Source organism: Rothia sp. (in: high G+C Gram-positive bacteria), from assembly GCF_030540545.1.
In the GTDB taxonomy this organism is placed as follows: Bacteria; Actinomycetota; Actinomycetes; order Actinomycetales; family Micrococcaceae; genus Rothia.
On record NZ_JAUNVZ010000001.1, the window covers coordinates 204659 to 217097 of the forward strand.

Sequence of the window (12439 nt, forward strand, 5' to 3'; positions counted from 1 at the left end):
AGCGCCTCTCGGCGGAAGGCCGCTCGAAGCGGCTAATGATTTGGAGCCCGGGGCTACCTATTAGCAACCCGACATCTTGTAATAATTATCCACCCGCACCGGGTGCTCTGTCAACCGAAAATGGGGCAAAATTGGAAAAATCTTCACAAAATATGTGGTGGAGCACTCGCAAATAGGGGTGTTATGGTAGCACTTGATGTTCAAAATACGTGTTATATGACGAATAGTTACAAGGCAGTCTGCAAAGACACTCACATGCCGGCTGATAAACCCACATGACCCGCACGCCACTGAGTCGCCACCGTCTGCAGCTGCCCAGCATACGCATCCAAAGAAGCAGCCCGCTCACTCAGTGCCACATGACGCTGCACATGCTCACGGCGCACCTCGTGACTAGCTCCACTTGCCGGATCAACACCCCGCTCATAAAGATCACGAAGACCCGCAGCGCACACCTTCGCAAAGGCCGCGCAACGCTCCAAAGCCACATCAAAATCCCCGACAAAAAGACCGGCAAGAATCTCATCCACGGTCGCAACAACCTCACTCGGGGTCGGCGGATCGGGCACACCAGCCACCACCACATCGCTCACATCCCGATCAATACCGCGTTCGTAGGCGCGCGCAAAAGAATCGGGGTTGCGCTGCACCGCATCCCGCAGGGCATACATACGCCACAGGGCACCCGGCAGAGAAATCGCGGGCGCAGCAGACCACATCATCGCAAGAGTCTCAATACCCCACTCATCGGTAAAGGTCACCAGGCGCTCCAAGAGTTCCGCCTGATCCGAAGAGTCTTCCGCAGAGTCCAAAGAACCCACCAGAGAACGGCCGCGAGTCACCAGCGCCAGGGCGCTCGCCTCGGCTGCCTCCTCGCGCAGGGCGGGATCCTCGCCGCCCTGGTAGTACTCAAACTTTTCGGTGGATAAACGAACGGGACGATGGAAAAAACGGGAAGAAGAATGCGTAGTCATGAGATTACAAGTCTACCCCCGGTCGGGGGTGCGCAGGGAAGAGTTAGCCAGGGTCGAAATTTAGGGGTGCGGGGTTCCAAAAGGCACATGGCAGTGCTTGAATCCGGGAAAAATCGTGTATAGTAGGTGATAGAGCGCCTTTAGCTCAGTCGGTAGAGCTACGGACTTTTAATCCGCAGGTCGTGGGTTCGAGCCCCACAGGGCGCACTTTTCACCCGTCATGTATACACATGGCGGGTTTTTCTATGCCCGGGATGCCACACCCGCTATTGGTGCTCAAGCTGAAAATAGGCTGGAAACACGCCCGGCAGGTTCATAAACCCTTGAATTTTCGTGGGATATGGGCAATATCGTGTATGCTCAAAATACCGATATACAACCCAACCAAAGGAGAACATATGGCTGCACAGCCCTATGCACCCAACCCTCAGGCACCCGTGCCTGTAGATAAAACCATTCCGGCACCGCTCACCGTTAAGATTGCGGCGGGTCTTGTCTTTGCGATTGCCGGACTCTCACTTATTTCTCTTGTGCTGACTATTATCTTTACGATTCAGACAAATGATGTGCTCGAGAAGATGCGCTATGTCAGAGACGCTAGCGACGATGGGTCACTTATCCGCTCGGTACTCTACGATCTATTGCGTACGACTATTAGTATCTCCATTGGTCGTGCTCTTTTAAAGGGATCCAAAGGAGCGAGGAATGTCTGTTTTGTTCTGGGTATCCTGGGTCCGCTCGTTAATCTCGGTTTTCTATACATGCAAGGCATGGAACTCGACTACGCGCACAAAGCAGCGTACGGTACTCGCAATGCATATGTGAGGGACCTTCTCGATATCTACGAGAACGCCTACCTCTCGTCTGCCATTATGGTTGCTATAGTCGTCCTTCTGAGCATTACCATTATTGTCTTGCTAGCGCTTCCCGCAAGCTCTCGATTCTTTGCAGCAATCATTGCTTTCAAGAAAGCGTCAAAGGAAGCTGACGAGGCTAAGGCAATGGATGCAGCACAGAGCCCGAACGTCCAGTTGCAGGCTGAGACTCCGACTGAGACGCAGAATCCTCCGCAGGGAGAGCAAAAGCCTCCGCACGCCTAAATAGATCATATGCTCATAAGGAAGACCCCGTTATGCCGCTACAGTCGTAACGGGGTTTTCCTGGTATTCACCCTATATCAAAAGATATATCGTGTATGCTCAAAGAGACCGATAAATTCATTCAACCAAGGAGAACATATGGCTGCACAGCCCTATGCACCCTATCCTCAGGCACCTGTACCCGCAGTTCCCGCCGCACCCGCACCGACCACCGTTAAGATTGCAGCCGGAGCAATTTTTGGCATTGCCCTTATCGCTCTGATTGATTTCGTGCTAGATCTTATTCTGACAGCGCAGATTACTAATGTGGCTAAAGAAGTAGGAGTCACGGAAGGTCTGACATACGGTACAACCCTGGTTGGCGGTGTTATCGGCATGATTTTCCGTGTATCTCTGAGCGTTGTCCTCGGTATTTTTATTCTGAAGCGCCATAATTGGGCTCGTATTGTCTGCTTTATTATGGGTGGTATTGGCACCCTGGTAAGCCTGCTGGTTATAGCTGGAGTATGTGTTGCATCAGCTCGGCTGCACGAGGGATCGAGTGTGGATTATGGGAGTTATAGCTCCACAGCAGAAAAGATTTTCGCGCTGGTAGATCTTGCTACGCTGCTGGGTATTATCGTGAACAGCCTGGTCATTGTTCTGAGCATTACCATTGTTGTTCTTCTGGTTCTGCCCGCAAGCAATCAATTCTTTGCCCCCAAGGAGCCGGCTATTATGTACCCCGTACAGCCTGTGGTACCCGGTGCACCTGCAGCATATAACCCGCAGGTAGCCTAGCAGCAGGCACCGAATGTGCAGCAGCCCTATGACCCGTACCAGAATCCTCAGAACCCCTACCAGGGCTAAAACCTAAAAGAGAATGACCCCGATACAGATTCACTCTGTATCGGGGTCATTCTATCTATGGGGTTGATGATTACTCAGCAGATTCCTGCTTAGCTTCACGGCGAGCACGCAGGTACTCAAGACCCACAGGAATCACCGAAACCAGCACAATAATAATGGCAATCAGCTCAATATTATTCTTAATAAAAGGCACGCCGCCGAGCATCACGCCCGCAAAACCAATGGACAGAATCCACACGCACGCGCCCACCACATTCCACAGGTGGAACGAAGAACGCTTATAGGAAGAAATGCCCGCAGCCAGCGACACAAAAGTACGCACAATCGGAATGAAACGACCCAGAACCAGAGCCAAACCGCCGCGCTTAGCAAAGAACTCCTCGGCAGCGTGCAGGTTCTTCGTGCTCAAGAAACGCGCATCATCCTTAAAAAGCTTACGGCCGTAACGAGCGCCCAACTGGTAGCCCACCTCGGCACCGGCAATAGCGGCAATAATGAGCACCGGCAAGAAAATCCACAGCGGAATACCCATCTGAGTGTGCAACATACCAATCGCAAAAATCAGCGAGTCACCCGGCAACACCGGGAAGAGCACACCGGACTCAATAAACACAATCACCGACGCCAGAGCAACAACCCAGCCACCGGCATTCAGCAAAATCTGCTCCAAATCCAGGCCCAGCAGAGCCACCGGAATATGAAGCGCAAAATTCGTCATAAGAAACGACATAACCATCCTGATCTAACGCCGCGCACGGCAAAAAGTATAACGTCTTGACCTACAGAATACAGATACACGCTAAGTGCCCGCTAGAACCAGGCTATGCTCACGCTGTGCACACTACCACCATTCTACGGGCAAAGGCGCACAAAGGCTTGAACAAAACAGGCGATGTACCCACAATCACCCCGCCCTGACCGCCCAGCCCCTATCAGCGCCCCGAGACTGGCACAATAGTAAGACGAAGAAGCAAAGGAGAAATCCATGACCCAGCCACAGCACGCGCCCATCGACTATAGCAACGAAGCACTCTACCAGCGCGCCCGCACCCTCCTGACCCAACTCACCGGCAACCCCACCGCGAACTTCCACCCCGGCCAATACGAAGCCATCCGCGCCCTGGTCCACGAACACCGCCGAGCCCTGGTCATCCAGCGTACCGGCTGGGGAAAATCAGCCGTCTACTTCATCTCCGCCATGCTGCTACGCGCCGAAGGAAGAGGCCCGGCACTCATTATCTCCCCGCTACTGGCGCTCATGCGCGACCAGGTAGCCGCCGCCGAACGCATGGGCGTGCGCGCCGCCATGATCAATTCCACCAATGTCACCGAATGGGACGAAATCCGCGCTCGCCTGCAAGCAGGACAGATGGATGTGCTGCTCATCAGCCCCGAGCGTCTCACCAATGCAGGATTCCGCGAACACTGGCTGCCCATTCTCTCCCGCGATTTGGGCATGCTCGTTATTGACGAGGCGCACTGTATCTCCGATTGGGGGCACGATTTCCGCCCCGACTACCGCCGCATTAGCGAACTACTCAACCGGCTGCCGGCGAGCGTGCCGGTACTTGCCACCACTGCAACCGCCAATAGCCGCGTCAGTAAAGACATTATGGATCAGCTTGCCGGTACCAACCCCGGCAGCGTGGTGCAGATTCGCGGCCCTCTTACCCGAGACTCCCTGCGCCTGGGTGTGCTCACCCTGCCCGAAAGTAGCACCAGCCGCCTGGCGTGGCTGGTTCGCTACCTGAATACTCTGCCGGGATCGGGCATTATCTACACCCTGACGGTCTCCGCTGCTGAAGATATTGCCAGCGCCCTACGCGCCGCCGGGTACGATGTGCTCTCCTACACCGGCGCCACCGACCCGGAAGAGCGCATTATTGCCGAAGAAGCCCTCAAGGCCAATAGGGTTAAAGCCCTGGTCGCCACCAGTGCCCTGGGCATGGGCTTCGACAAACCCGATCTGGGTTTTGTGGTGCACCTGGGCGCGCCCTCCTCCGCGATTAGCTACTACCAGCAGGTTGGACGAGCCGGCCGCGGCGCCATCCAGGCGGATGTGCTGCTACTGCCCGGTGAAGAAGACCGCTCCATTTGGGAGTACTTTGCCACCGCCTCCATGCCCGATGAAGAAAAGAGCATGCAGATTCTACAGACGCTTAATGCAGAACGCGCCGGGTTGAGTGTCCCGGCGTTAGAGGCACGCGTGCAGATTCGCCGCACCCAGCTGAACCTGCTGCTCAAGACCCTGGATGTTGAAGGCGCCGTATATAAAGACGGCTCCGTATGGAAGAGCACCGGTGCCGCCTGGAGTTACGATGCCCAGCGCTACGCCGCGGTTCTACAGGCACGCAAAGACGAACAGGACGCTATGCTCGCCTATGAGCGGGAGCAGAACCTGTGCCGTATGGTCTATTTGGCGCATCAGCTGGACGATATGAGCGCTGCACCCTGCGGACGCTGCGATGTATGCGCCGGCCCCTGGTACCCGCGCGAGCTGAGCGCCGAAAATATTGAGCAGGCGCGCGGTCGGCTGCACTCCACCGGTGTGGATATTGAGCCACGAGCCCAGTGGGTAAGCCAGCTGGCTAAGGTATCCGTACCCATGGACCTTTCTACTTTCGGCTCGGTGGCGCCCAAGGGTAAGATTGCCGAGAATGAGCGAGCTGAACGAGGTTATGCTCTGGCTCGTCTGAGCGATCTTTCCTGGGGTTCTCAGTTACGCGATATTTTCGCCGAAGACGCTGAGGGTAACCCGGTGGATTCTGCCGTTACGCGCTCGCTGGGGGAGGGCTGTATTGAGGTGCTTAAAAACTGGCAGTGGGGCCCCGCCGGTCGACCCGCGGCGGTGTTGGCTCTTGCCTCCCCGGTGCGCCCGCAGCTGGTGGAGAGCCTGGCGCGAGGTATTGCCCATATTGGTCATTTGGAATATTTGGGCACAAGTACCTTGCAGGCGAATCCGCGTTTCTTTGGTGGTAATGGTGTTTTCCGTTGCGCCGATGCTCTGGCGTGCTGTGCTTTGCCCGATAGTGTGGTGCAGTCCCTGGCAGCTAATCCGCGCCCGGTGCTGCTGGTGTCCGAGATGGTGGATTCCCGCTGGTCCTTTACGGTGATTGCGCGTTTGCTGCGCCGTGCTGGGGCTAATGCGGTATATCCCCTTGCCCTGGCTCAGAATGGCTAAATATTGGGAATATTTAGCTAATTGACCTGTATTTATAGATTTTAAGTTATATGTGTAATCAAGAATATAAAGCACTTGACGGGCAAAAGTTTGTCCTGTCCGATATGCCCGTACCCGAAGAGTTTAACCCCTGGATGCAGGCAGCCCTGGATCAAGCACAGCTCGCCTATAGCGCCGGTGAAATCCCCATTGGTGCTGTCGTCGTAGACCCCGAAGGCATGATTATTGGCGCCGGGCACAATAGTCGCGAAAGTGATCACGACCCCACCGGCCACGCAGAAATTAACGCCCTGCGCCAGGCTGCTGCGCACAGAAAATCTTGGCGCTTAGAAGATTGCACCCTGGTAGTCACCGTGGAACCCTGTCTGATGTGCGCGGGAACTATTCTCAGTGCCCGCATCCCGCGGGTTATTTTCGGCGCCTGGGAATCTAAAACCGGTGCCGTGGGTAGCGTATACGATGTGCTGCGCGATGCTCGCCTGGCAAAACCCGTTGAGGTATACGCCGGGGTGCAGGCGCAGAATGGTGCGGCTCTCATGGAGTCCTTTTTCGCGCAGAAACGATAGGGGATAGGCTTCGTATATTGGCCGGGTGCCGGTACGCCCGGCACCTGCACCCGGTGCTACCCGCAACTCAAGTTTTTGAAAAAATATCCTAAAAATCTCAAAAACTTTCCTCAAAGTTTTCAAAATTACACTCGCCAAGCCCCTAAAAGCCCTAGTGGAGCCCCTAAGGCTCCGTAGACTTGAATACGCGGCATAGCCGGGACACCCCGGTACCGCGTAACGCAGGCATAAAACACAGGCGAGGGTACATGCTAAAAGTAGACAATATTTGGGCTAAAGGCCGCCACAAGGCACTCTTTGGTCGTACCTCCTTCACCGTAGAGCGCGGTGAAGTGATTTTAGTGCAGGCAGATAGCCAGCTAGAGCGCACCGCCCTGGCACTGGGACTGACCGGACGACTGCCTCTAAACGGCGGCACCATCGCCTGGGGTGCGCAAGAGCGCACCTCCAAATACCGCCTGCGCCGCCTCTCCGATATTATTGATTCCCCCGAAGTCACCGCGCCCGAATCCCATATGCGCGTGCACGACTACGTCTCCGAAATGCTCTCCTATAGTCAGCCCATGTTCGGTCGCCCCCGCGCCACCCGCTGGCTTAAAGAGCGCGGCATGGAGGATCTGGATAAGCTCTGGACCGAGGAAATGACCGGCGAGAAGAATCTGGAACTCATGCTCGCCCTGGCGGAGCACTCCGGCTCGCCCTTGCTGGTATTCGATACCCCCTCGCGCCACTTTAACCGCACCCATATGTGGTTGCCGCAGCTGGTAGAACTGGCTGAAAATGAGGATAATCCGCGAGCCATTATCGCCATTGTGCCCCATATTTCTGAATCCTGGGAGGGCAAGCGAGCCGTAGTGGGTGACTCCCACGAAAAGCTGGTAGAAGAGCCCAAAATCAAGGATCCCAAGGATAAAGACCTTGACGATGACTCGGTACCGGTGACCAATCAGGTCCCCCGTGTACCCGCAGGTTACGAATTGGTGGATAGGAAGAACACCAAGAGCACTCGCGAAACCATTCAAGCGGCAGATGAGCATCCTCTCGAGGATATGCTCAGCGCAGAAGAAAGCACCCCGGCACGCACCGAGATGAACACCTCCAAGGAGCAAGCATGAGCGTATTACGCGTAGCCCTGGTTGAAATGAAGCGCCTGACCTCGGGTGTCCTGCCCTGGCTGGTGCTCATTGCCATGTCCTGTATCCCTCTGCTCTACGGCTATATTTACCTCTACGGCAACTGGGACGCCTACTCCAATGTCAAAGATATTAAGGGCGTTATGGTCGTGACCGATAAAGGCGGCACCAACGGTAATGGCGAGTATTTGAATACCGGTCAAGATGTTGAAAAGAACCTGCTGGACGCCGGAACCTTCAAATGGAGCACCATGGACTCTCGTGACCGAGCGGTGGATGCTGTGACCCGTGGCGAATACAACTTCGCCCTGGTCATTGGGGATGACTTTACCGAAAAGCTGCTCAGTGCCGGCTCCTTCGTGCCCGATAGCGAGGGTAATACGCCCGACATCAACCCCGAATCAGCCGGTATTGAAGTCATCACCAATGACGCCAATAACTACGTGCTGACCAATATTGTGACCAAAATGGGTACCGCGGTGCGTGATTCTGTAGCCGCCAAGGTGGGGGATAAGACCGCCAACACCCTGCTGGCAAGTTTCACCACCATTCACGGCAAAATGGGGGATGCGGCCGATGGCGCGACCAAGGTCAAAGACGGTGCCGTGAAACTCTCCGATGCCCTGAGCCAGATTAAGGACGGCACCGCCACCCTCAAGGACGGTTCGGTTAAGCTCAAGGACGGCTCCGCCACCCTCAAAGACGGCACCGCTCAGCTCACTGAGGGCTCCAGCAAGCTAGTTGACGGCCAGCAGCAGCTCTCCGACGGCGCTACCAAGCTCTCCACCGGCGCCAGCGATCTGGATAGTGGCGCTCAGAAGCTCGACTCCGGGGCTAAGAGCCTGGCTGACGGCACCTCTCAGCTCTCCGAAGGCACTCAGAAGCTAGAGGACGGCTCCAAGTCTCTGGCAGAGGGCTCGCAGAAGCTCGCCGATGGCACCGCTCAGCTCAAAGAAAACCTGGACAAGGCTGGCGTGCCCGAGCTTCCCTCCAAGCTCAATACCATGTGTCAGAACCTCGCCGCGATTAATACCAGCGAGGGCACCGGTAACTTCGGTACCGATTTGTCCAATACCGCTGTCTCCAAGGTGGCAGCCGATCTGCGCACCCGCCTGCAGCCGCTGGTAGATGACGGCACCATGACCTCCGAAGCCCTGGAAGCTGTCATTGCCCGCGTAGACTCTGAAGAAACTAAGAGGATCGTTGCTGGACTGAACGATACGGCTCTAAGCACCCTGCTGGAAAAGCGCGGCGCATCCAACCCCGATCTGGTATCTAAGCTGCAGCAGCTTAAAACTGACTCCTGCGCGGCCGACGGCACCAGCTCCATTGCACCCAAGGTGAGTGCCCTCAATGACGGCGTGAACCAGCTCAATACCGGTGCTTCTCAGCTGGCAACCGGCGCGAAGGCACTGCACACCGGCGCCACCACTGTGAACTCCGGTGCCTCCAAACTGGACTCGGGCGCTCAGCAGCTCTCCGAGGGTACCGGCACCCTAAGCAACGGTACTTCCCAGCTCTCCGAGGGCGCCTCCACCCTTGCCGAGGGTGAGAAGACCGCGTTGGATGGGCAGAAGCAGCTGGCTGACGGCGCTCAGAAGCTTGACGACGGTGCCGGCCAGCTCAAGGACGGCACCAAGCAGCTTGCCGACGGTAGCGAAAAGCTTGCCGACGGTTCCTCCCAGGCAAAGGACGGCTCCGACCAGCTTAAGGACGGTACCGGCCAGCTCTCCGACGGTCTGAGCAATGGCACCAAGCAGATCCCGAACCTGAACGAATCCGAGCGTGAAAAGGTTGCCGGTGTTATGAGCGACCCGGTGGAGTTGAACCACGACTCCCTGGCAAACGGCCGTAACTACGGTGAGGGCATGGCTCCTTTCTTTATGGCGCTCGCGCTGTGGATTGGTGCCCTTATGCTGGTGCAGACCCTGCGCCCCATGAACTCCCGTGCCCTGGCATCTCACGCTCCGAGCCTGCGTATCGCTATTGGCAGCTGGATCCCCTTTGCCTTGGTGGGTACCGCCCAGGTGGCTCTGATGTATGCCGCCGTGGTTTGGGGGCTGGGCTTTGAGGTGGCGCACCCCGTGTTGGTCTTCCTCTTCCTGTGCTTTGTCTCGCTGACTTTCACCGCCTTTATTCACGGCTTGGTGGTCTTTTTGGGCTCGCCGGGCAAGATTGTGGCTCTGATTATTCTGATTTTGCAGTTGATTAGTGCCGGCGGTGCCATGCCCTATGAGACCCTGCCCGAGGGTGCTCGTTGGCTGCACAATGCTCTGCCGATGAGCTATGCGGTGACCGGTATGCGCCGCCTGAGCTACGGTATTGATATTGGTAGCCTGTGGGGTATTGTGGCGGTTCTGCTGGTCTGGGCTTGCGCCGGTCTGCTGCTGAATTACTTCGGTACTCGCCGCGATCGCGTGTGGTCTTTGAAGAAGCTCGCTCCGGAGATTGTGGTCTAATGTCTAAGCTGACTAGCTCTTTATCGACCGGCCCGGTGCCTGTGGCGCCCAGTTCGCGCGGTGCGAAGACTCGTGAGCGTATTTTTAGTGCCGCCATGCAGATCCTCTCTGATGGTCAGAGCGAGGATATTAATATTGAGCAGCTGGCAGCTGCTGCGGGTGTTTCTAAGGGTACGGTGTATTACACCTTTGGCTCGCGCGCTCAGTTGCCGCAGGTTCTGCTGGATTATGGCACGGAGCGGCTGCGTGCGGCGGTTTTGCGCGCTACCGAGTCGGTCAGGGATCCGCGCCAGGGATTGCAGCAGGGTATTTATGCCAGCTTTGAGTTCCTGTATGAGCACCCGGGTTTTGCCCGCATGTGGTTGCAGGAGGGTAGCCGCCAGGTTGGTTTTAGCCAGGAGCTGCTGGGGCTGCGGCAGGACGTGCTGGGTGATTTGCACCGTATGGTCTCCCGCTTGGCGCTGAACTATCATCCTGATAGTGCTCAGGATGTCAGTGCTATTTCTGTGGCTCTTTTTGGTGCTATGTTCATGCTTTCTGTGGACCGCACGGTGCACGGCACGCAGCGTAGTGCTGAGGATGCCACGCGCACGGTCATGCTGATTGTGGATGGCTATATTCACCTTTAGGGTGCGCATCAAAGAGCTGCTTGTTTGCGCCCTGTAGCCGGGGTTGCTATACTATGTAGTTGTTGGTGGTGTGTCCGAGCGGCCGAAGGTGCATCACTCGAAATGATGTTTGGTGTAAAAGCCAACGGGGGTTCAAATCCCTCCACCACCGCGCCAACAAAAACCGCCTGTCGGGTTTCCTGACGGGCGGTTTTTCTATGCCCACGGGGCGCCCATCCGGGCTCTGTGGCTGCTCTGTAACTGAGCGTGGCTGTGCGCTATCTCTTGGTAATTTTCCTGCGCGGGTGCATCTATCTGTCATAAAATTAACCTATGCGTATTAAAGTTTTGGATCATCCCCTGGTTGATCATAAGGTTAGCGTTCTGCGCGATAAGAACACTCCCTCCCCGATTTTCCGTCAGCTGGCTGATGAGCTGGTGACTCTGCTTGCCTATGAGGCGACCCGTGAGATCCGCGTGGAGCAGCGCGAGATCGAGACCCCCGTGGCAAAGACCATGGGCACCGTTATTGCCGATCCTAAGCCCCTGGTGGTGCCGATTCTGCGCGCCGGCCTGGGTATGCTCGAGGGCATGACTCGCCTGATCCCCACCGCTGAGGTTGGCTTTTTGGGTATGGCTCGTAATGAAGAGACCCTGGATATTGTCACGTACGCTGAGCGTCTGCCCGAGGATCTGACCGGTCGTCAGGTGTATGTGCTTGATCCTATGCTGGCTACCGGCGGCACTCTGATCGAGTCGATTAAGTTCTTGCGTGCGCGCGGTGCCGAGTCCATTACCTGTGTCTGCCTGATTGCTGCTCCCGAGGGTATTGCTGCTCTGGAGGCTGGCGTTGAGGGCATGGACAATATTGACCTATTTGTGGCTGCTCGCGATGAGCGCCTGAATGAGAAGGCCTATATTGTTCCGGGCCTGGGCGATGCCGGTGACCGCCTCTACGGTGTGGCTCACTAGGCTTGTGGCTTCAGAAAGGGCGCGCTTGTTGCAGTGTGTACTGCGATGGGTGCGCCCTTTCTCTATCTTCTGCCGCTGTTCAGGGGGAATATTTTAGAGCCCCTATACGTTATGTGTGCTAGAACAGCTTCAAGTGTCTAATGAGTCTTTTGTCAGTGGGGCAGGAGGGTGAATTTAACCTTGTCACGGCGCTCTGTGGGCTTGGGTTCCTGCCTCGAGTGCGGGCCGAATGTTTAGTATCCGAAGCACTAGATGGTTTTTGATGTCTTGTAAAGTCACGTACCCAATTGTGAAGCTAGGGGCATAATGAATATAAATTCATTCTTTCCTTGTAAACTCGGCTGAGCTCTGTATAATTTTGGGGCAAAGTGTCAAATATATACTAGGTTTTTATAGTGAATCATGTCTGAATGTATTGTTTGATAAATATTGATATGTAATTCACGAGGTGGAAAAGTCTTCCAAACTCAGCTATTGCGCTTGATTTATTGGACAATTCCAGGGAGAGTTAAGTATGAGGGCGTGGAAGCGATAGCCGTATCCCACGTAAGCAGAACCAAAGGGACTCGTTCGCAACCTATTGAGAGAAGGCTTGAT

Annotated in this window: 10 protein-coding genes and 2 tRNA genes; 10 read left to right on the top strand and 2 right to left on the bottom strand. The window is 55.8% G+C overall.

The annotated features are described in order from the left end of the window. Nucleotides 1-251 precede the first annotated feature (251 nt). Complete coding sequence (locus Q4P78_RS00950) at nt 252-974, bottom strand: histone acetyltransferase (RefSeq protein ID WP_303338433.1); 723 nt, start codon at nt 972-974, stop codon at nt 252-254. A 134-nt stretch (nt 975-1108) separates the two neighbouring features. Here Q4P78_RS00950 and Q4P78_RS00955 point away from each other — a divergent pair. The 3 genes from Q4P78_RS00955 (at nt 1109) to Q4P78_RS00965 (ending at nt 2854) form a co-directional block, all read left to right on the top strand. Next, nucleotides 1109-1181 (top strand) — tRNA-Lys (locus tag Q4P78_RS00955). A 191-nt stretch (nt 1182-1372) separates the two neighbouring features. Continuing rightward, a complete protein-coding gene (locus Q4P78_RS00960) occupies nt 1373-2074 on the top strand; it encodes a hypothetical protein (RefSeq protein ID WP_303338434.1) in 702 nt (233 codons plus the stop codon). Nucleotides 2075-2212: 138 nt separating this feature from the next. Further along, a complete protein-coding gene (locus tag Q4P78_RS00965; RefSeq protein WP_303338435.1) occupies nt 2213-2854 on the top strand; it encodes a hypothetical protein in 642 nt (213 codons plus the stop codon). Nucleotides 2855-2993: 139 nt separating this feature from the next. On the opposite strand, the gene Q4P78_RS00970 is transcribed toward Q4P78_RS00965, so the two are convergent. After that, a complete protein-coding gene (locus tag Q4P78_RS00970) occupies nt 2994-3653 on the bottom strand; it encodes a DedA family protein (protein WP_303338436.1) in 660 nt (219 codons plus the stop codon). Between the two features lie 255 nt (nt 3654-3908). On the opposite strand from Q4P78_RS00970, the gene Q4P78_RS00975 reads away from it, so the two are divergent. The 7 genes from Q4P78_RS00975 (at nt 3909) to upp (ending at nt 11842) form a co-directional block, all read left to right on the top strand. After that, on the top strand, nt 3909-6104 hold the full coding sequence (locus Q4P78_RS00975; RefSeq protein WP_303338437.1) for an ATP-dependent DNA helicase RecQ: 2196 nt from the start codon (nt 3909-3911) through the stop codon (nt 6102-6104). Nucleotides 6105-6208: 104 nt separating this feature from the next. Further along, on the top strand, nt 6209-6670 hold the full coding sequence (locus tag Q4P78_RS00980; RefSeq protein ID WP_303338438.1) for a nucleoside deaminase: 462 nt from the start codon (nt 6209-6211) through the stop codon (nt 6668-6670). Between the two features lie 248 nt (nt 6671-6918). Then, entirely contained in the window at nt 6919-7785 is an 867-nt protein-coding gene (locus Q4P78_RS00985) for a multidrug ABC transporter ATPase (protein WP_303338439.1), read from the top strand. After that, nucleotides 7782-10262: a YhgE/Pip family protein gene (locus Q4P78_RS00990; RefSeq protein ID WP_303338440.1), complete on the top strand. Its 2481-nt coding sequence runs from the start codon at nt 7782-7784 to the stop codon at nt 10260-10262. Before Q4P78_RS00985 ends, Q4P78_RS00990 begins: the two co-directional genes overlap by 4 nt. Then, nucleotides 10262-10891 carry a TetR/AcrR family transcriptional regulator gene (locus Q4P78_RS00995; RefSeq protein WP_303338441.1) on the top strand — a complete coding sequence of 210 codons (630 nt, stop codon included), beginning with the start codon at nt 10262-10264 and terminating at the stop codon, nt 10889-10891. Before Q4P78_RS00990 ends, Q4P78_RS00995 begins: the two co-directional genes overlap by 1 nt. A 64-nt stretch (nt 10892-10955) precedes the next feature. Beyond that, nucleotides 10956-11042: transfer RNA gene (locus tag Q4P78_RS01000), tRNA-Ser, on the top strand. A 161-nt stretch (nt 11043-11203) separates the two neighbouring features. Beyond that, the gene (upp, locus tag Q4P78_RS01005; RefSeq protein WP_303338442.1) at nt 11204-11842 is read left to right on the top strand and encodes a uracil phosphoribosyltransferase; all 639 of its coding nucleotides are present in this window, start codon (nt 11204-11206) and stop codon (nt 11840-11842) included. The last annotated feature ends 597 nt before the right edge of the window (nt 11843-12439 follow it).